Raw genomic sequence first — 21,389 nt, 5'->3', positions numbered from 1 at the left:
AGTAAGGTCAAATATGAACCTGTCAGAGGACAAAAAAGACCCCTACATGCCTGCTAGGGGTCGATTTATCATAGATTAGATTCTTTTCATTTCATACAATTGGACTTCATGCGGTGAAAGTTCTGCTTTGAGATTAAATTGCTGATCGATGAGTTGAACGAAAATTTCCCGTTTCGGAAGACTTACACTCCTTAGATAGGAAATATCCTCCGAATGAAGATGTACGGGGTGTCCCATGTCCACCCAACGATCGTAGGAGCTGCCCCATTGGCGGTTCAACACTGTTTTGCGAATCTGATAGCTGCCTGGCGCAAGGCCCGACAATTCCAAGGTAAGCTCGAGCGGATCGTTATGCTTGAAAATGCGATAGCGATCGTATTCATTCAAATGAGAGACGTCATTACGACGATACAAGGCATCTGTATGTACATAATGGAATAAGAGCACCTGAATCTCATTTCCTTGTCTCGTAATACAATAGTTCTCGCCGCGCTGGATCATCTCAGAACCTAATTTGGCAAGCATTTGATAAGCGTGATAAGCAGCTTTCTCAATCCCGTTGTTCGTCATCAGCCCGAGTCCGCCGTGAAACACTTGATTCGGCACAAGAAACTCTTCCAGAAAATCTGTACTCGTCCAATAACAAAGACTATCCACTTCGTCGATCGTATCGATGACGTTCTTCACGATATAAGCGGATTGATAGCATGTATCATGAATCAAGTCTCGTTGGTTGCCGCTCGAATTCCACTCCGTCAAGTGAATTTCCTTGATATTTGCTCCGGATTCAACAACTATATCACGCGCTTTGACGATGACTTGCGATAAATAATCTTCAGCCGCCGACAGTGTCCAATATTTCGACATTTCCTCTGCCGTCCAAACGAATTCCTCCGACATCCCCCCATCGAGCTGCATGGCATCGTAAAAAATCTGATCGAACGGGTAGCTATGGAACGATATAAAGTCGGGCAAACAATGGTTTTGCATGCAGAAGTACAGAAAATCCTGTAACCAAGTATCATTAAGAATCGTTGGAGACAACAAGCTTGGCCCCCCCATTCTAAGCTTGGGATACTTCCGGATCACTTCATGGGTTGCCTGATAGAAGGTGAAATACTGCTCTTGAGTCCCGCTCCAAAAGGAGATGACATCAGGTTCATTCCATACTTCAACATACCAAGTAGTCACCTCTTCAACGCCGTATCGCTCGATACAGTGGTCCATCAGTGCTTCGACGAGCCCCATCCAGCGCGTTAATTGATTGGGATAGCTGACATTGCTCTTTTTCACGAAAATTGTCGCATCACCAGACGCCAGCTTCGAAGGCATAAACCCAAGCTCGATGAACGGCTTCAGGCCTATGCTCAGGAAAAAGTCAAATAGCTGATCCACATAAGTAAACAGATAATACGGCTCGCCTCGTCCGTTCTCATGATACACCATCATCTCGTCGTCGAAGATGCCATGAAACCGGATATAGGAGAACCCGATATCCTTCTGAAGCTGGATGAGCTGCCGCTGCACCTCTCCGAATAAACCCTCTTTCGCTTTGCCAATCGAAGTCAATTTTCGCCAAGTATGCATAAGCGGCGTTGAAGTATTTACATCGAGGTGGATGCTCTCTGTCTTTATGACCATTTTATCTTGCATAATAAAGTTGGATTCCTGAGATTCGCTCGGCAAATATTTGAATAGCTCCTTGAAGGCATCCTGTTGATTCATTTCCAGATAATTAGGAGTCTTCGATGCTCTGGCATTCGCATAAGCGGACATATCTCCCGCGCGCTTCGCGCGATACTCTCTCGGTGTTGCTCCGTAAAACTCTTTGAATACCTTATTAAATGATTTGATACTGGGAAATCCGTTATTTAGCGCCACTTGGGTGATCGTTAAATCACTGTAATTCAATTCATCTAAAGCATGCTCCAGACGCACACCGTTAAGGTATTGAGAGAAGGTCGTACCCAAAAACTTTTGGAAAAATCGAGACAAATAGTGCACCGACAAAAATTCTTGCTCAGCAATCTCTGTTAAAGAGATCGGCTTCGCATAATTATGTTGAATGAACTCGGTAATGGCCAAGAGGCGATCCATGAACTTCACATCGGATGATGCATCTTTGCCCTGCAAAGGCTTGGAATAATATTTAACAAGATACGCCATGAGCCGGAACAATAAACCTTTCAGCTCCAGTTCATAACCCAGTGCTTGTTTCGTATACGTCAGCATCATGTACGCCAACATCTGACGGATCGGATCGAACTCGATCTGATGCTGATGGTCGTATAGATAAGAATCACAATGGAACTGCAGCTCTTTAATTACTGTAAACTGCTCTTCTATATAAGAATGAGACACCTGCAGCGCTAAGATCAAGCTGTTCTCATCGCCACTGATCGAATGAACCTCCTTCGAATTAATAACGGTAATGGCTGATTCGTGCAGAAGATGCCGCTCTTGTTGCCGAAACAACTCGATCGTGCCCTTCAGGACAAAAATAATCTCTAAATTTTCATGCCAATGCATCTGCACATGATTCGGGCGATGAAGCAATAACCGGAACGGAGTATAACGATTGGTTGTGATGACCTCATAGGTAGTTTTCATATGGACATTATTCCACATTTTTTTCGTACTTAGCAATCAGCTAGAGGGTGGTGATGAATTTTGCTGCATAAGGGATTCTTGACTTTTTTATCATGATTATTTTCTTATCCTGAGACCAGACCTGCTGACCTCCAGAAAAGAAGCAAAGAATAAGGATAAAGCAGATAAGTTTCCTATATTTTTCACTATCCTTCTTTTATTATAATGGGGCTATCTGATGTAAGGAGGATTTCCATGATGACAGCAAAAAATTTCGTATGTTCCTCAGCAGAACCCATTGTACAGACCAAAGCTGGAAAAATGAGAGGCTTTCAGGTCAACGGCACTCATACCTTTCACGGGATAAAGTACGCAGATGCCAAGCGCTTCCAGATGCCCACAGAGGTAGCGCCTTGGGAGGGAATTAAGGATGCACTCGCTTACGGTTATGTGTCTCCCATGTTAACCCAGGATCAGCCCGTCATGGAAGTGCTGGTTCCTCACCGTTACTGGCCTATGGATGAGAATTGTCAGTATCTGAACATCTGGACCCAGAGCCTTGAACCGCAGGCCAAAAAACCTGTTATGGTATGGCTGCACGGGGGCGGTTTCGCAGCTGGCTCTTCTATTGAACAGGTAGCTTATGAAGGAGACAAGCTTAGCGAGTTCGGCGATGTGGTCGTAGTAACCTTAAATCACCGATTGAATATTCTGGGATACATGAACCTGTCTGCTTTTGGAGATAATTACGTCAATTCCGCTAATGCCGGAAATGCCGATATGGTAGCAGCTTTAAAATGGATCCAGGAAAACATTACAGCTTTCGGCGGCGACCCGGACAATGTGACCATCTTCGGACAGTCTGGTGGCGGTATGAAGGTATGGACACTAATGAATACTCCGGCAGCAGACGGCCTGTTCCATAAGGGCGTTATTCAGAGCGGATTAATTGATGGGTTTTTGGACACCCGCAAGACCGATAGCACCGCCATAGTAAAGGCACTGTTAGCAGAGCTTAATATGAGCGAGGCCGAAGCAGAAAAATTGGAAGCGGTTCCTTATCCTCAGTTAGCAGCAGCTTATAATAAAGTTGCACCAGCGCTCGCAATGCAAGGGGAATACATTGGCGGCAATCCTATGCCTAATGAATTCTATGTAGGCGATCCAAGAGAGGTGGGCTTTACCGAGCATGCGAAGACCATTCCGGTCTTGATTGGTAGCGTATTTGGTGAGTTCGCTTTTGGTCCCGGTGTTCCTAACAAGCAGGACGTGTCTGAGGATGCCACCATGGAGATGCTGACTCAAAAGTATGGCAATCATACGGAGAAGCTGGTCACACAATTTAGGGAAGCATATCAGGATAAACACTTGTCCGACCTGCTATTCTTAGATACCTTCTTCCGTGTTCCAACCCAGGACTTTATTGAGAAGAAATCCGTACACGAGGAAGCTCCTACCTACTCCTACTTGTTTGCTTATGAATTTCCTTTTGAGGGCGGCAAGACAGCATGGCACTGTGCTGAGATCCCTTTCGTGTTCCATAATACGGATCGTGTTCCCGTGTGCCTCGTTCCGGGAGTTTCCGATCGGATGGAGGAACGCATCTGTGGTGCCTGGGTAAACTTTGCACGCTATGGCAATCCTAACATCCCTTCCCTCCCACAGTGGCCGGCATGTAAACCGGGAGATGAGGCTACCATGATTTTTGACCGCAACTGTGCATTAAAGCATAATTTTGATCATGCGTTGATGGATACTTTATTGAAAACGAACCCGAAGCTGCCTTTCCTGCCAAGCAGTGAAGCCGAAGAGGAAGGATTTATTTTGCATTAAGCAATCCCCCCTCGAAAACTCTTTGATTCGGGTCAAAAAAAACTCCCTTCTGTCTGCTAAATATCGCAGATAAAAGGGAGTTTTTCTAATCTATTATTATTGGTTAGCCTTTAGACAAAATTAATTTTAAATTTGAGAACTGCTGTGGAATATAAAATTTATTATACATTAACGGATAATCTGGCTCTGTTTTGTCGTAAAGGGTTTCTAATAGTAAAAAGCACTCGTTCCGTCCCATTAATTTATCTTTCCGATCAGCTAAGTTAACGGTATGCGTATATTTTATTTCAATATTCCCATGGTTAGCATCTACATAAGCCTGTTTCTCTAGAAAATCCAGCATTCTCTCTTTATTATCAAGATCCAAAGATAACCTCTCTACTGTCTGCATGGACATAAAAGTAAAAGCGTAAGCATGTAGCTCGCCTCCCTTTCTATACAAACGCTCCAAAGCTACAACTGTAGCTGAATCTCTTCTTAATACTTGTTTGGTATGTTCCGTTTGCGGGTCCAGCCGATAATGTAGATCTACTTGGTCAAATGCGCTTATATGACATTTATGCATGGGGTTGCTCAGTTTCTCTAATTGAATATCCTCTTGTTTAAAAGAAGATTCAAGTACAAAGTTTCCCTTACCACGTACATTTCTTACTAATCCATCATCTTGCAAAAGAACTAAAGCTTGCCGTAAAGTAGCGCGACTAACCCCAAGTTTTTTGGCTAAATCCGGTTCTGAAGGAAGCTGACTACCTACGCGGTATTCTCCTTTGTTAATCTGAAGAAGAAGCTCATCATATACATTGATATAAAGCGGCCGTTTCAATTTATCTAGTTTATGTGTGTTCATTCATCTGATGTCCTTTTCTCCCCATTATGACACATCATTTTTCAAGCGACAAGGAATGTCATTCTCTGCTTCAATCACAACGTAAAAACCTCCAAACAGAAACTTTGGAGGTTTTTATGTGATATCAATTATTTAAGAAATGGCAAGAAAGACTCACCGTTGTCTGGCATATTAACATCAAAGTTATCCGCTATAGTCGCACCGATATCAGCAAAGGTATCATGCTCAGGTAATGCGCCACTGTCCTTTAATTGCTTGGAATAGACTAGAACAGGAATAAACTCACGAGTATGGTCTGTACCAGGGAAGGTTGGGTCATTTCCATGGTCAGCCGTAATGATTATCAAATCATCTTCTAGAATGGAATCGAATACCTCATCTAATCGTTTATCGAATTCCTCTAATGCTCTTCCATAGCCTTCCGGATCACGACGATGACCGTATAAAGCATCGAAATCAACTAAATTCAAAAAGCTCATTCCAGTGAAATCTTTTTTAATTACATCAAGCAGTTTATCCATGCCATCCATATTGTCTTTTGTACGAATGGATTCTGTAACGCCTTCACCATCGAAAATATCATTGATTTTACCAATGGCGATGACATCATAACCTCCGTCTTGCAAGCTATTCATAACCGTTTTATGAAATGGTTTCAAGGCATAGTCATGACGATTGGAGGTTCTCGTAAATTTCCCGGGTTGGCCTACATAAGGTCTGGCAATAATACGACCAATTAAATAGGCAGGGTCTTTGGTGATTTCCCGAACCTTTTCACAAATATCATATAACTCTTCTAATGGGATGATTTCTTCATGAGCTGCAATTTGCAGAACCGGGTCAGCAGAGGTATAAACGATCAGATCCCCTGTTTTCATTTGATGCTCGCCATATTCATCAAGAATAGCCGTTCCACTTGCAGGCTTATTCGCTACTACTTTTCGGCCAGTTATGTCCTCGATCTGTTTAATTAATTCGTCGGGGAATCCATTTGGATACACATTAAAAGGTTGATCAATATTTAAACCCATGATCTCCCAATGACCTGTCATTGTATCTTTCCCGACTGATTTTTCCTGTAATTTAGTATAATAAGCAAGTGGTCTCTCTGCTTTTGGAACACCCAAAATTTCTTCAATATTAGATAGACCTAATTTGGCCAGGTTGGGCAGATTTAATCCATTCATATGTTCTGCAATGTGTAAAAGGGTATGGGAGCCAACATCGTTAAATTGATCCGCGTCTTTTCCTTCTCCAATGCCTACTGAATCCATGACGATCAAATGTACACGTTTAAATTTCTTCATTCTACTCTCATCCCTTATCTAGTAATTAAAAATAATATAACCGGAACGACTTTTCATAATAGGCTTCCAATATCTCATGCTGTATAAACTTTATATCGTTTACATTAGTTTCACATAGAAGGAAAGCATTTACGCTAACTCTAATGCGATCTCCATCATTTTAGTAAATGCAGTTTGGCGTTCCTCCGAAGTGGTCTGTGCTCCTGTAATAAGATGATCACTCACTGTTAGAATGCACAGCGCATTTACACGTGCTTGGATAGCGTTCCAATAGAGGGCTACAGATTCCATTTCAACACCCAAAATCCCTACATCCTGCCACTTTTTATTAGCTGCCTGATCCGCATTATAAAATATTTCACTGGATAAAATATTACCAATATGAACCTTTTGTCCTTTATCATCTGCTATTTTCTTAGCTTTCTCCAAAAGCTCAAAAGAAGCCGTTAGTGGATATTGTCCAGGTAAATTATATTGATGACCATAATTGGAATCCGTTGCAGCTCCCATACCAAAAATTACATCGTATAGCTCAATGTTTTCTTGCATTGCACCACAGGTACCAATTCTGATTAAATTCTTAACTCCAAATATATTGATTAATTCCCAAGAATAAATCCCCATGCTCGCTGGACCCATTCCCGTACCCATAACAGAGATTTTCTTCCCTTTGTAAGTACCGGTATATCCTAACATTCCTCTTACCTCGTTAAAGCACTGGTAATCTTCTAAAAAAGTTTCCGCAATGAACTTAGCTCTTAAAGGATCACCAGGCAACAGAATCGATTCAGCGATCTCTACCCCGTTCGGTTTAATATGAGGTGTCTCTTTGGAAATAGTCATCATTTTGATTGGCCCCTTTAGTAGAAAATGTACTTGTTTATCTTGTCTATTTTTTAGACAAGTACAATTTATCATAACTTTTCGAGGGTTGCAAGCCCTTTCAACAAAACGTGTTCATGAAAGATTTGTGAAAACGGCGTCTCCAGCACAACCCTTTACTTGAGAAATAAAAAAACTCTCTTTTATTTGCTAAATAACGCAAATAAAAGAGAGTTTTTTTGAACTCTATAGTTGCACCGATCCTATTCCCACTCGATTGTTGCAGGTGGTTTCGAAGTTACATCGTATACGATACGGTTTACGTTCTCTACTTCGTTGACAATACGTACAGAAATCTTTTCAAGCACGTCCCACGGAATACGTGCCCAGTCCGCAGTCATACCATCGATGGAAGTTACTGCACGAATGCCCACAGTGTAAGAATACGTACGAGCATCACCCATAACCCCTACACTCTTCATGTTCGGCAATGCAGTGAAGTACTGCCAAATTTCACGATCTAAGCCTGCTTTAGCGATTTCCTCACGCAAAATGAAATCAGAGTCACGCACAATAGTAAGCTTCTCTTCTGTAACTTCACCCAATACACGGATAGCAAGACCCGGACCTGGGAAAGGCTGACGCCAAACAATTGCATGCGGCATTCCTAGCTCTTCACCCAATTTACGAACTTCATCCTTGAATAAGGTATTCAATGGCTCAATCAAGCTGAATTTCATATCTTCCGGCAAACCGCCTACATTGTGATGGGATTTAATCGTTTGAGCTGTAGCCGTTCCGCTCTCAACAATATCCGTATACAAGGTACCTTGTGCAAGGAATGCGAAATCTCCAAGCTTGGCCGATTCTTCATCAAAACAGTAGATGAATTCATTACCAATGATTTTACGCTTTTGCTCTGGATCTTCAACGCCTGCAAGCTTGCTCATGAAGCGCTCGCGTGCATCGATTTTCACGACATGAATATCGAATTTACCTACGAAGGTCTCCATAACACTTTCAGCTTCACCTTTACGCAAAAGACCGTGATCAATAAACATACAAGTTAATTGGTCACCGATTGCACGGTGAATAAGCATTGCAACTACGGAAGAATCTACGCCACCGCTAAGTGCGCAGAGTACTTTTTTGTCTCCAACTTGGTTACGAATATCTTGAATAGCTTCATCAATAAACGATTCCATCGTCCATTTGCCGTCGCAACCGCAAATTTGATACAAGAAGTTCGAGATCATCTCATTACCATGTACAGAGTGACGTACTTCTGGGTGGAATTGAACCGCGAACAATTTACGCTCATCATTGCTCATTGCCGCGATTGGAGCACTTTCAGTTCCTGCCTCCAGCTTGAATCCTGTTGGAAGTTCAACTACATGGTCACCGTGGCTCATCCATACCGTCTGACGGCTCTCTAGCCCAGCAACGAGTGCAGTACCTTCTTCAAAATCAATATCGGCTTTACCGTATTCACGTTTAGCGGAGCGTTCCACTTTACCGTCAAGTTGGTGAGCCATTAGCTGCATACCATAGCAAATACCGAAGATCGGTACTCCTAAATCATAGATCGCTGGATCTACATGTGGAGCATCTTCAGCATATACACTGCTAGGGCCACCAGAGAAGACAATCCCTTTTGGTGCAAGTGCTTTGATCTTGTCTACTGGCGTATTGTACGGCAAAAGTTCGCTGTATACTCCCAAGTCCCGAATTCTGCGCGCGATAAGTTGGTTGTATTGTCCCCCAAAATCGAGAACGACGATAATTTCATTTGGCTTATTCATTACGAGCCTCCCTTGATTATTGGATTCATTATACTCATGGTTAATTCTCATCGTCAAGGAAAGGAGAACACACTTCTCATAATAGGAGAGAGTTAAACTTCATGAAGAACATTCCTTTCCATGGAAGGAATTGTATAGCAGCATCAGCTGTTCTGACCGATTAAGTTAACCGGAAGGTGATGATCAGGCATTCACGAATAAACGCGGACGCATCATGAGTAGTAAGCTCGCTGATCTCTGCCGGTGCGGGTGATGCTGGCGCCGCAGACATTGCAGGGATTGCAGATATCATCGACCTTGCTGACATTCTAGACGTTGCAGACATTGTAGGCATTTCGTTCACGGGATCGGCTGCGACGATGGCTGAAGGCGCGTACGCCAGGGTCTCCCACTGGCGTACGAACTGCCGGACGGCTTCGCTTAGTCCGGCATCGTAGATCTGCAGGGAGTCCACATACTCCCTGCCAGTGACACCGGGCGGCGGCGGTCCATACCGCTCCGCCAGCCCGTGCCAAGCTAGAGAGGCAGCGCGCAGCTGCCTCTCGCGGCTCATGCTGCTGGCGCTGCGCGCGGCCAGCAGCAGAGCCAGGCTACGCCGCCAGCGCCAAGCGGCGGCGGGAAGCAGCGCCGCGGCAGCGAGCGGCGCGGCAGAGGTCCTGCCCGCCATCGGCAGGGCGGGCAGGACCGCGCTTCGCGCAGCTTGCGGCGCGAGCGAGGCTGCCGCAGGCAGCGCCGGTGCGGCGAAGCCGGCGGCAAGGGCGGGGCCAGGCGTTGGGTCGAATGGGACCCAACCGGCGCCGGCGAAATAGACCTCCACCCAAGCATGGGCATCGCCCTGGGTGACTAAATACTTCGCCGGCATAGTATCGTCCTGCAAGGTCCCAGGCCCAAAGCCTTGAACATAACGAGCAGGAATTCCTGCACTGCGCAGCAGTACGGTCATAGCTGTTGCAAAATGAACACAGTAGCCTTGTTTCGTCTCAAATAAAAAGCGATCCACAAAATCAGATCCGGATGGTGGAACCGTTGTGTTCAACGTATAGGAATATCCATGTTGTAAGTAATCCTTAATGGCAGTTACAGAGTCATAGCGGTTACCTGAAGAAGCTGTAAGCATCTCCGCCAGATCTCTCACTCGTACGGGTAACAAATCTGGCAATTGCAAATACTTGCCCATAATGTCCTGAGGATCGCTACTGCTTAAACCACGAAGCAGTACTGGATCGCTCTCAGGAAGTAAGGACTCCACTGAATATTCTGTGATCCGTGCAGAGCCTATTGAATCAGGCAGACGAAAACTCTCTCTGTCTATGTTAGACAGCACATATCCCAGTTTACTTCCGCCCAAGAGTTCAACCGACTCAACATCAGTTATTATTCCCGCATTGAATAAAGGAATTCCCCCGGAAGAAGGGGTGGCAAATTGTATCCGCTGTTGAAGTGTTCGTTTCCTAGTTTCACCGCTTAGCATCAATGAAGGATTCTTTGGAATACCAGACAGATTAAGCGGCATAAACTCTTCGCCCCCCCTGATCCATCGGCGACCATCGTAGTAAGCAATGCTCTCACCTCGCCAGTAAGTACGCTCGCTAGTTATAGCTGTAAAGACTGGTTCAGTATTGCGGGATAACGGAGCACCGAGTTCACCGTCATTCGAACTATACCCTGTTGTTCCTGAAGCATTAGACGCCTTATCTTCTGGTAAATGGCCTGAAGCCCAAGTCTGCAGCTTCTGAAATGTCGATTGCAACGTAAGCTCGCTGGTTGGTCTTGCCCCGAGCAGCTGCCCACCGAACCATGCTGTTGCCATCACGACAATGGCTGTCGCCAAAGTCAGCCCTCCCCAACGTGCATAAGGCAGTGTAGTAGCTCCCTCACGTTCTTGAAGACGCAGGAGACCACTCATCGCGTGCATCCAAAAAATAAGACCCATTGATATCACAATATCCATTGTGGTATTGACGTCAAAGCCCATATCCAAGATCAGCAAGTAAATGATTGTAACTGCTGTGAATAGCACTGTACTCCCTCGGAAGAGTGCCAGCTGCTGTACTGAGGATACCAATAGCCCCCAACCTACAATCAATATCAAAAGCCTGCTGATCTCGCTTAACTGAGAAACATGTCCTGAAAGAAGCAGAATGAGATCATTCGGAATTTCGTCCGCATAAATCCCTAACCACCCTATGCCTTCGCCCCCACTGCATAAGTAAAACCATGCTGAAACAGTAATAAGAAATTGAATACTTAGCAGTAGCCACCCCGGAATCTGAAATATCCCCCATAACAGCAACACTGCCGCCAATACCATTAGAACTTGTAGCATCTTGGAGGTATCTTCTAATAAAGCAGACCTATATAAAGGGAGTAACCATTCAATAAATAGCCCCATAATGGCCAAAGAGAACAGCAAACGATAGTACAGAGGCACTTTTCTCTGCTTACCGGCATGTCTGTTCTCTATTTGCCCCAAGTTGAACTGAAAGCCATTCATAGCCAGTTCTGTATCACCCGATTTTCCCTTACCGTAGTGTTGGTTTTCCGGATGATTCATGGAACTCTACCTCCCTGAATCTGAATGCTGGCAATGCATCATCCAGACAAAACATTCGTGCTCCAAGACGAGCCAAACTATCTCCGACAGTTCCCCTTCCAGGCTGGCGAGCCTCCCCTGGCTTCGGTGCTGATTGGTCCCAAGCATAATAAAGCTCCACCTTCACACCTTGCATCAAGAACTTGGCAATCACCTTGGCAGATTCCTCTTCTAGCCGTCCCGTGATAATGGCTACTGTCATCCCCGGAATCCAGCCTCGGGAGGCATCATCAAGCAGCAGCGACAGGTTTCTAGTGCCATCCAGAGAAATTTCAGTCAGAATATCCAGCACTCTCCCTGGGATTTTACCCAGACCTTCATGTCTAGCCATACCTTCTGGCCAACCGCCGCTAAACAACTGAACATAAGCACCTGAACGCTCAGCGGAGAGCATCAGCCCCATCGCAGTCGACACCGCTTTCTCAAATGCTGGAGGCGAATCGTCTCGGCTCCCACGAGGTTTAAGCGCATCTGTAGGAACCTCGTAGCTGAACGGGTCATTAGCCAATACGATACAGGTCATTCTTGCCTTTTCCCGTTCTGGAACTTTGCTCTGCAGTGCTCCCGTTCTTGCACTATTCTTCCAATGAATTCGGCTAAGTGGATCTCCTGGCTCATAATCCCTGGATTCCAAAGCCTCATCGCTGATGCTTCTTCCCCTTCTAGAATACAAGGTGTCACCCGTCATAAATCCGCTATCTGGTACAGTTCCACCAAAGTATAAAGGCGCTGGCAGCACCTTAAAACTCTGTCCTCCATCCGGTTCAGATCTTCCCGTGAACCAACCCGGAAAATCTCCCCAAGTTACTCTACAGCCAAGCAGATGATGATTGCCGCGAGATAAATTTTCAATCGTGTATGTGTATGAAAAAGAACGTTTGAATCCAGGAAATAGCAGCTTCTGATGATGGCTATCACCCCAATAATCGGCAATGGTCATCCAAGGGAGAGGCAACCGAGAAGAGAAGCTCAGCTGTACCTTCACATGAAGTGTATTTCCAGCCATCGGTCTCGCAGGAGTAATTGTACGAACTAGCTTAATCGTCCGTGGACCAGAGAGCTGAAGCATAAGTCCACCGAGCATAATAACTCCAACAACGATCAGGAGAAACAGCAAAGACGGACCTCCTCGCCAAACATATAAAGCACCTATAATTCCAGCCACAGTTAGCATCCTTAACCATTCCATCAGAGCACTTCGGCTACGCGGATAAGAGAAGCTTTTGACACTTCCGGCATCTTTCTTCAATTGATCAATTAGTGATGAAGAGGACAATGGGACACCCATCCTTTGGTCATAGACTTGTTCCCAGCTCAGGAACTTATTACTATCTATTCTTCCCATGAAAAAGGGTGCCCAGACATTTGTTTTTTCTTTTTACTAGACAGCCTCAGCTCTTCTTTCAGAATGTTTTTACCCGGCGTTCTACTTCAGTAACGCTTATATTAAGCGGAGGATGACCTGTTGTCTCCAGCAGTTCTCGTAGCGATACCCAGATCGATCCACCAATCATTTCTACCCTCGCATCGATTGTCTTTTGACCCTTATCAGGATGGTTTAGAATCAATTGTTTGTTCATTACATCGGCAATGACCGCTTTCCCGTTCCAATCTATTTCTCCACTTCGGCTATTCACATCCCAGCTAACTCGCCCTCCAAGCCGTTCAATTACAGCACGAAGCGGAACCATATACTGTCCATTTCGCACAGAATATTCCCCGGTATTCAGCTTCGTCTCCAGCTTTCCTACCTCCAGAATCAATGGCTTTCCAGGCGCAAAGAGCTCCGCATTCGGTGTGATATTTGAGGCGACCCAAGCTTCTGAAGGCTTTTTCCGCCCCAAATTAGTGGCTTTTGCAGAGACTCTAAATTGTACAGGTTCTACCGTTTCATCCAATAGGCCAAAGTCATATCCAGCCGCCTTATAGCGTGCAATAATGTCCGGCAGCGCTTTGACGCTCTCTTGATGACCGCCACCATCATGTAGCAGCAAAATAACCTGGGAAGACTTCATATCCATTGTGGATTCCTTCAAAATTTCTGAGGCTGGCACGCCTTTCCGTTTAGAATCGCCGCTATCCACCGTCCAATCCATCACCTTATAACCTGCTTGCTTCAATAAATTGAAATAGGTATTATCAAAATGATCATAGGTTCCACCTGGGGCCCGGATAAGCTGTGGCCGAACCCCTGTAATCCCCTGAACAATCTCTTCAGTCTGTTTAATTTGATTCCAAAATTCCGTGAATCCACTATATAAATCATGGTAATTATGATTATAGGTATGATTGCCAATCGCATGGCCCTGTTCCCATATGGAGTCGATGAGCTCAGGATGGCTTTTCGCTTGATTACCAAGAACAAAAAAGGTTGCCTTCACACCTTCCTGATGTAAAATTTCAAGTACACTGAAGGTGTTATCGCTAGGTCCGTCGTCAAATGTAATATAGACTGTTTTTTTAGATTTTTTTGCTGCTGTGATTGCAGAACTCGTTGTCGAAACCTTGGATATTTTCTCTACCCCATTAGCTTGAGGGAGTTGAGTCACAGTAAGGGCCGCACTTGAAGAGGAGTGAACTTCCGGAGATGCAGAAGCGAGTGGTTCTACTGCAGATGGCAAATCTTGCATCGTCGCTGCGGTAAGCTTATTCTTAACAGATACAGACTCGGCGCTAGCGGGCTGCAAGGATCGGAGCTCCCATGAATTCAAGTTTTTCCCTATACTCCATCCGAGCATTACGATGAATATTACAACCATAACGAGCAATCCGCTTATCAACTTTCGGCGGCTGTGTGCGCTTTTATTACCCTTCATCTTCTCTACCTCCAGCATTCTATTGGCTTAAAAGCCATTTGGTAGATTGTATGAAGACAAGCTGTAAAATAGAATAAGGCAACTGCCTCTTGGAGAGTGACAATCTTATGGAAATGCTGAGTTTTATACAAGAATTATTCACCAAATATGGATATAGCGTATTATTCTTTGGATTACTTCTCGAGTTCGTTGCCCTGCCCTTTCCCGGAGAGACCACTATGGCGTTTGCCGGTTTCCTTTCCTATACTGGGAGACTTGATTTCTTTACGCTAATTGTAGTTGCTTTTGCAGGCACCACAGCTGGGATGACCCTCACCTATTTTGTCGGATTAAAAGCCGGTATGCCCTTTATCCAGCGATATGGAAAATGGTTTCTATTCTCACCTACTAAGCTAGAAAAAACACAGAAATGGTTTGAGAAATACGGAAGCTTTCTAATTTTTATCGGTTATTTCATTCCAGGGGTACGGCACTTTACAGGTTATTTTGCTGGTATTATCGCGCTTCCCTTCCGTAAATTCGCCCTATATGCTTATAGTGGAGCCGTATTCTGGGTAGTACTGTTTCTTAGCATCGGAAAGGTGTTTGGTCCACAGTGGATGGGCATCTTCCATTTGTTCGAGTCATATGCGCTTTGGATTATTTCTGGTGGTGCAGTAATAGCAGCTCTTGTGATCATTTACCGTTATCGCAAAAACATTGGTGCCCGCCTCTTCCCTGGCAAAGCTGCCACTCGGATTCAGGCCCAGATTAAAAAACCTTCCAAGGAGCGGTGAATTCACCGCTCTTTTTACTACGTATCAACGCATACCCTGCCAACAGTATAGCAATTATAGAAAACCCTGCTCCCCCAGTAAATCCCAGCGCCCGAGGCTCTATCCATGCTTTATTTTCAAGAATTTGCTAAGATGTAGTACATCATTACATAACGAAATTATCCGAAAAGGAGGGCTCTATTTTTGAAAATTGATCGATTGCTCTCTATCGTCATTCTACTAATGAACCGGCGTCTCATTCAGGCGAAGGAGCTCGCCGACATGTTCGAAGTGTCCGTGCGTACCATTTACCGTGATATTGAAAGTATTAATGGGGCTGGAATTCCTATCGTCACCTATCAGGGATCGGGTGGTGGTATCGGCCTTATGGAAGGCTACCGGTTAGACCGCAATGTATTGACCGACCGCGAGCTGGCTGATATTTTTTCCGCTCTGCAAAGCGTCTCCTCTTATGGAGGAACTGAACACACTCTGCTCATGGAGAAGATCAGTAGCGTAATCCCGCCCTCACAGACCGCCGCTTTCCGAAGCAAAACGACCCAGCTTATCATCGATTTCTCTCCTTGGGGTCTTCAGCCTATCCTAGAAGAGAAGATTGCAACTCTAAAAGAGGCGCTGGAAGAAAATAGAACTGTGGCCTTTGATTATGTCAATGCCGAGGGGCAGTCCAGTCAGCGTTCTGTCGAGCCCTATACTTTAGTCTTAAAAGGACAAGCATGGTACTTGTATGGTTACTGCCTGCAACGCCAGGATTTCAGATTATTCAAGCTGCATCGTATGAAAGGACTCGTTAAAGAAAAACGGGAGTTCATTAGAGAAGATAGGGACATGCATGAGCTACCCTGGAGCACTGATTATCAGCGAGTGACTTCTGCCTCAGTAGTGTCGCCAATCCTTCTGCACTTCACAGCTGAAGGCAGACATCTAGCGGAAGATCGCTTTGACTCCACTGAGCTTCAACCGGACGGACATGGTGGATATAACGTGTCCATCCATTATCCCGAGGACGGATGGCTCTATGGTTTCTTGCTCAGCTTCGGAACGGCTTTAGAAGTGCTAGAGCCGGAACATATTCGTCAGAAGCTTGGAGAGTTGGCTCTTGGGGTTGCCAAAAAATATGCAACCTCGCTTTAAACCTGACGGTATGTCGTCAGATTCATAGTTCTATAATGTACTTAAAGCGAGTGCTCATAAGCTTCGCATACTTTTAAAAGGAGTGCTGTATATGAATCAAGAGCATGTAGGGCAAATGCAAGGCGAATCGAAATTTTGTCAAAGCTGTGGGATGCCTATGCCTACGGAAGATTTACTTGGAACGAACAAGGAAGGGCAAAAGATCGAGGATTATTGTGTATACTGCTACGAAGATGGAGCATTTAAACAGCCTGATATTACGCTGCAAGAAATGTCTGACATTTGTACAAGCTACTTGGTTCAAGAAGGAATGGATGAGGCTGTCGCCCGCAAATTACTCGCCGAACAGCTGCCTCATCTGAAACGGTGGAGAGGCGTAGCCAGCTCTCCTTCAACAAACTAATAATCAGCACAAAAAAGCGGACCAAGTGAATTCTTGGTCCGCTTTTTATAGGCACTTCGTCTATATGTTACCTTTTTAAGCTCAGGTCAAACTGTAGGAGCCTTCAAGTAGGGGCTGCTGCAGCGATTTAAGTGATGGTTCTAAATCAGACACAGCATTCCCTTCCTGACTGCTGGCAATCGACATCATCAGCTTGATTCGATTCGCTTGGTTAACTACACTAACTCCAGCATCATAATCAATGGCGACGATATTCGCACCTGGATACAACTCCTTAAGGCCCTTAATCATCCCACGCCCGGTAATATGATTGGGCAAGCAGGCGAACGGTTGAATACAAGCAATATTATTCACACCATTATCCAGCAGATCCATCATTTCTGCAGTCAGGAACCATCCCTCACCCATCTGATTTCCTACGGATACCAGTCGGCTGGCCTTCTCAGCAAGACCATAAATATTTTCCCGTCCTTTAGCCAGTCCGGCATCCTCAAGAGCTACCTTTATCGGCTTGCGATAAATCTCCAGATAGGAGATCAACATCGGATTAATATATCCTAGCCGTTTACTTTTACCGAATTGCTCGGCTTTGTAGATCGGATTATACACGCAATAAAAGATGAAATCTAAGAAGTCTGGCATTACCGCTTCTCCGCCCTCTGCCTCAATCATCTCGATGATGCGGTTGTTGGCGTCCGGATGAAATTTAATCAGGATCTCTCCAACAATGCCTACTCTTGGTTTAGTAGCACCTGTAACGGGCAGCTTACAAAAATCAGCTACAATTTCACGAATCAGACGTTTATATTCTCGGAACGAGAAGTTGACTAGGCTGACCTTACAGCGCTCCATCCCCTTACGGAATAAACGCTCAGCACTCTGTGGAACGACCTCATACGGCCTAAAATGATTTAGCAACCGCATCATTAGATCACCATAGCAAGCCGCAGCGATCAGCCGATTTGCCAGCTTAAGACTGATTCGGAAGCCTGGCTGGTTCTCCATTCCAGAAGCATTCAGCGAAATCACAGGAATCTGTTCTAGGTCTGAATCCTTTAGGGCTTTGCGGAGCAAAGAAATATAATTCGTCGCCCGGCAGCCACCGCCCGTCTGTGACATGATTACAGCGGTACGATTCGGATCATAGTCCCCACTCTTCAGTGCCGACAGAATCTGCCCTATCGTTACAATAGCGGGATAACATGCATCATTGTTAACGTATCTAAGGCCCTCTTCCGTCTCTTCAGGCCCAGTGGTTTCAAGGATCTTGAGACGGTATCCCGCATCGCGGAAGACCTGTTCAAACAATTCAAAATGAATGGGCGACATCTGCGGCGCAAGGATCGTGTACGTTTCTTTCATTTCCTTCGTGAATGCTACATTAGCCTGTATTTTAGGCGGCTTCTGTGGCAGCACCTTTCCTTTTTCCCGTTCGCGCATCGCTGCCAGCAGTGAACGCAGCCGAATGCGCGCAGCGCCAAGGTTGCTAATCTCATCGATTTTGATCAGCGTATATACTTTGTTATGCCTTTCCATAATGTCTTGTACGGCATCACAGGTGATCGCATCAATCCCACAACCGAAGGAAGTCAATTGAACAAGCTCCAGGTCGGTTCGGACTGCGGCAAGGCGGGCTGCGCGGTACATTCGGGCATGATAGGTCCACTGATTAACTACCGCCACATCCCCTTCACTTCGGTCCAGATGGCAGACAGAATCTTCTGTCAGCACGGCGAGTCCCATACCGGTAATCATATCTGCAATGCCGTGATTAATTTCAGGATCCGCATGATAAGGGTGACCACAGAGAAGTATTCCCTTGTTCCCAGTGCTGGCAAGATACGCAAGCGTCTCTTCACCTTTGGTACGCACATCACTTTTGGCGCGGTCAGCTTCAGCAAGTCCTGCCTGCACAGCATTCGCAATCTCTTCTCTCGGAATCCCTGTAAATGTCTTCACGAGTCCCTTAGTCAGCGCAGATCTATCGTCGAAGGTCAGAAACGGACTGACCAGCGTGATTCCATTATCCTTTAGTCCATCCATATTGTTGCGAATGACCTCAGGGTAAGAGGCGACCACCGGACAATTGAAATGATTATCCGCTGCTTCATCTTCCTTCTTCTCATACACTACGGCAGGATAAAAAATAAAATCGACGCCTTTACCGATCAAGCTCTGCACATGTCCGTGCGCCATCTTTGCAGGATAGCAGATCGATTCTGAAGGAATCGTATCCATCCCACTTTCATAGAGCTTCTTGCTTGATTTAGGAGAGAGAATTACCCGGTAGCCAAGTTTGGTGAAAAAAGTGTGCCAGAACGGGTAATTCTCGAACATATTCATCGTACGTGGAATACCGACAGTGCCCCGTGCTGCACCTGCCTCAGGTAATGCTTCATAGTCAAAGAAACGTTCATACTTATACTGCATCAAATTTGGCAGTACATTCTTCTCTTTCCTGCCTCCTGCACCACGCTCACAGCGATTGCCTGTAACGTAGAAGCTCTTGTCCGGGAACCGACTGATCGTTAACGCACAGTTATTTCCACAGCGGCCACAGCGACCTGAAGATACCTCGTACTTAAAGTTGGCTATTTCCTCCGGTCCAAGCAGTGTACTTTTTCCGTCAGCCCCTGCTTGCTCACGGGCAATCAGTGCACAACCGTACGCTCCCATAACGCCAGCAATATCCGGTCTGACTACCGTTCTCCCCGTTAGGCGCTCAAAGGCCCGCAATACGGCTTCGTTATAGAAGGTGCCGCCCTGAACAATAATATTCCGCCCTAAATCCTCAGGGTTGCGAATTTTAATTACTTTTTGCAGGGCATTCTTAATTACGGAATAGGCAAGACCTGCCGAAAGATCAGCCAGCGACGCACCTTCCTTCTGAACCTGCTTCACTTTAGAATTCATGAATACCGTACAGCGGGAACCCAAATTAACAGGTTTGACTGCTTCCAGCGCTGACTTCGCAAACTCCTCGATACCTAATCCGAGCGCAGAAGCAAAGCTCTCCAGAAAAGAGCCGCAGCCTGCCGAACAGGCTTCATTGAGCATTAGACTGTCGATAGCACCGCCGCGGATCTTGATGCATTTCATGTCCTGTCCGCCGATATCCAGAATAAAGTCTACTTCCGGCATGAACTTAGATGCGGCCTTGTAATGAGCAACCGTCTCCACTTCACCGCCGTCCGTCCATAAAGCGGCTTTGATTAGCCCCTCTCCATAACCTGTTACATAAGAACCTGCAATATAACAGCCTTCCGGTAGAACCCGATACATTTCCTTCAGTGCCTCACTGACAGAATACAAGGGATTCCCCTTGTTGCTGCCATAAAAGGTATGTAGAATTTCGTCAGCAGAGCCGGTCAATACGAGTTTGGTTGTTGTTGACCCCGCATCGATCCCCAGATAACAAGGGCCACGATACACAGCCAGGTCTGATCTGGCAGCAGAAGCTTTACCATGGCGCTGACGGAACGCAGCAAGCTCTTCGGGGTTCTCAAACAGCGGTGGTAATTCAGCATCCGCTGCCCGATCCGCTGTAAAATCCACAGCCGCTATTCGCGCGATCCAGCCTGAAAGCGGCAAAATAGTAGGATCCGCTTCAGAGAGTGCTGATCCAATCGCTACGAAATACTGCGACCGCTCGGGGAAAAGAATATCTGACTCCGCAAGTTCAAGTGTCTCCGCAAAACGCTGACGCAGGGCTGGCAGGAAGGTTAGCGGTCCGCCAAGGAAAGCCACCCGTCCGCGAATCGGACGTCCGCAAGCGAGACCGCTGATCGTCTGATTAACAATACTCTGAAAGATTGAAGCCGCCACATCCTCCCGGCGGGCCCCCTCGTTTAGTAGCGGCTGCACATCGCTTTTGGCGAATACACCGCAGCGTGAAGCGATAGGATAGATTCGCTCATGCTTCTCTGCCAATGCGTTTAAGCCCGCTGGGTCGGTCTGTAGCAGTGATGCCATTTGATCAATAAATGCTCCCGTTCCTCCCGCGCAAGCCGTATTCATACGCTGCTCAATGCCGCCTCGGAGATAGATGATCTTGGCGTCCTCACCACCCAGTTCAATCGCCGTATCGCATTCTGGAATCAGCTCGCCAATCGCCTTTGTACAGGCGATCACCTCTTGAACGAACGGTACGCCTCCCAGTTTGGATAAAGATAAGCCCGAGGAACCGCTTACAGTAAGGGCTGCGCCTCTCTCAGGAAATCTGCTCTGTACATCAGATAGAAGAGAGAGGGCTGCTTTTTTTATATCGCTATAATGTCTTACATAGTCCTGATAAACAATAGTGTTACGCTCTATAACAACCACTTTCGCAGTAGTTGATCCGATATCAAGGCCAATACGCAGCATTATCACTACACCACCTCGTCTTGCTCCAAATTTGAAGCAATTATGAGGAAACTATATCATGACAACACCTTATGAAAGCTGTTAAAAATGTAACAGACTTTT

13 protein-coding genes are annotated in these 21,389 nt (G+C 45.7%); 4 read left to right on the top strand and 9 right to left on the bottom strand.

All coding sequences use genetic code 11. The features are described 5' to 3' along the window. Window positions 1-75 precede the first annotated feature (75 nt). On the bottom strand, window positions 76-2,610 hold the full coding sequence (locus MHI27_RS03120) for a GH39 family glycosyl hydrolase (protein ID WP_405175549.1): 2,535 nt from the start codon (window positions 2,608-2,610) through the stop codon (window positions 76-78). Between the two features lie 234 nt (window positions 2,611-2,844). On the opposite strand from MHI27_RS03120, the gene MHI27_RS03115 reads away from it, so the two are divergent. Continuing rightward, on the top strand, window positions 2,845-4,422 hold the full coding sequence (locus MHI27_RS03115) for a carboxylesterase/lipase family protein (RefSeq protein WP_405175548.1): 1,578 nt from the start codon (window positions 2,845-2,847) through the stop codon (window positions 4,420-4,422). Window positions 4,423-4,525: 103 nt separating this feature from the next. Here the strand turns inward: MHI27_RS03115 and MHI27_RS03110 are convergent, their stop codons facing one another. The 7 genes from MHI27_RS03110 to MHI27_RS03080 form a co-directional block, all read right to left on the bottom strand. After that, the gene (locus MHI27_RS03110) at window positions 4,526-5,269 is read right to left on the bottom strand and encodes a GntR family transcriptional regulator (RefSeq protein WP_405175547.1); all 744 of its coding nucleotides are present in this window, start codon (window positions 5,267-5,269) and stop codon (window positions 4,526-4,528) included. A gap of 128 nt (window positions 5,270-5,397) precedes the next feature. After that, entirely contained in the window at window positions 5,398-6,576 is a 1,179-nt protein-coding gene (gene deoB, locus MHI27_RS03105; protein WP_405175546.1) for a phosphopentomutase, read from the bottom strand. A 129-nt stretch (window positions 6,577-6,705) separates the two neighbouring features. Beyond that, the gene (deoD, locus tag MHI27_RS03100; protein ID WP_405176688.1) at window positions 6,706-7,419 is read right to left on the bottom strand and encodes a purine-nucleoside phosphorylase; all 714 of its coding nucleotides are present in this window, start codon (window positions 7,417-7,419) and stop codon (window positions 6,706-6,708) included. A gap of 242 nt (window positions 7,420-7,661) precedes the next feature. Continuing rightward, window positions 7,662-9,200: a glutamine-hydrolyzing GMP synthase gene (guaA, locus tag MHI27_RS03095; protein WP_405175545.1), complete on the bottom strand. Its 1,539-nt coding sequence runs from the start codon at window positions 9,198-9,200 to the stop codon at window positions 7,662-7,664. A gap of 160 nt (window positions 9,201-9,360) precedes the next feature. Then, a complete protein-coding gene (locus MHI27_RS03090; RefSeq protein WP_405175544.1) occupies window positions 9,361-11,754 on the bottom strand; it encodes a DUF4129 domain-containing transglutaminase family protein in 2,394 nt (797 codons plus the stop codon). After that, window positions 11,723-13,138 (bottom strand): DUF58 domain-containing protein, encoded by a 1,416-nt coding sequence (locus MHI27_RS03085; RefSeq protein WP_081383094.1) that lies wholly within the window; start codon window positions 13,136-13,138, stop codon window positions 11,723-11,725. The genes MHI27_RS03090 and MHI27_RS03085 overlap by 32 nt, the downstream gene beginning before the upstream one ends. A gap of 58 nt (window positions 13,139-13,196) precedes the next feature. Continuing rightward, window positions 13,197-14,609, bottom strand: coding sequence for a polysaccharide deacetylase family protein (locus MHI27_RS03080; protein ID WP_405175543.1), 1,413 nt, complete (start codon window positions 14,607-14,609; stop codon window positions 13,197-13,199). 107 nt (window positions 14,610-14,716) lie between these two features. On the opposite strand from MHI27_RS03080, the gene MHI27_RS03075 reads away from it, so the two are divergent. The 3 genes from MHI27_RS03075 to MHI27_RS03065 all read left to right on the top strand — a co-directional run bounded on the left by MHI27_RS03075 (window position 14,717) and on the right by MHI27_RS03065 (window position 16,922). After that, window positions 14,717-15,385 (top strand): DedA family protein, encoded by a 669-nt coding sequence (locus MHI27_RS03075; RefSeq protein WP_076285863.1) that lies wholly within the window; start codon window positions 14,717-14,719, stop codon window positions 15,383-15,385. A 183-nt stretch (window positions 15,386-15,568) separates the two neighbouring features. Further along, window positions 15,569-16,519, top strand: a complete 951-nt coding sequence (locus MHI27_RS03070; RefSeq protein ID WP_076301085.1) for a YafY family protein — start codon at window positions 15,569-15,571, stop codon at window positions 16,517-16,519. Window positions 16,520-16,610: 91 nt separating this feature from the next. Then, window positions 16,611-16,922, top strand: a complete 312-nt coding sequence (locus MHI27_RS03065) for a zinc ribbon domain-containing protein (RefSeq protein WP_405175542.1) — start codon at window positions 16,611-16,613, stop codon at window positions 16,920-16,922. Between the two features lie 81 nt (window positions 16,923-17,003). On the opposite strand, the gene MHI27_RS03060 is transcribed toward MHI27_RS03065, so the two are convergent. Continuing rightward, window positions 17,004-21,287, bottom strand: a complete 4,284-nt coding sequence (locus MHI27_RS03060) for an acyl-CoA dehydratase activase-related protein (protein WP_405175541.1) — start codon at window positions 21,285-21,287, stop codon at window positions 17,004-17,006. Between the last annotated feature and the right edge of the window lie 102 nt (window positions 21,288-21,389).

This window comes from Paenibacillus sp. FSL H8-0261, from assembly GCF_045040645.1.
Classification (GTDB): Bacteria; Bacillota; Bacilli; order Paenibacillales; family Paenibacillaceae; genus Paenibacillus_AQ.
Note: the sequence above shows the minus strand (reverse complement) of the source record. Positions and strands in the feature narration are given on the sequence as shown.